Raw genomic sequence first — 289 nt, forward strand, 5'->3', positions numbered from 1 at the left:
CTTGTCTCGCTATATGAAGGGCGCAAGCGCGCCCATACGTTAGGGGCGTGAAGCCTCAAGTGACATGGAATAAGGTTGGGCTGAACTACTGCTTGCCCAGGCTTTGTTCGGGGTTTGTCCCATGTCGAAGTGCAGTTTGCCTCCGGCCTGAATCACATGATGATTCAGCCAGCTTTTATCCAGCGCCTTGCCATTTAACCAGGCTTGCTGAATATAAGGGCTGTCGGCCTGATTGTTGCTGGACTCGACTACAAAGGTCTTGCCGTCTTCCAAGGTTAAGGTGACCTTG

1 protein-coding gene is annotated in these 289 nt (G+C 52.2%); it reads right to left on the reverse strand.

The window, feature by feature from the left end; translation table 11 throughout:
- Positions 1-39 precede the first annotated feature (39 nt).
- On the reverse strand, positions 40-289 hold a 250-nt coding region (locus J0A66_RS22965), incomplete at its 5' end, for a glycoside hydrolase domain-containing protein (protein WP_206576092.1).

The sequence above is a fragment of the Bowmanella dokdonensis genome (assembly GCF_017254865.1).
Classification (GTDB): Bacteria; Pseudomonadota; Gammaproteobacteria; order Enterobacterales; family Alteromonadaceae; genus Bowmanella; species Bowmanella dokdonensis.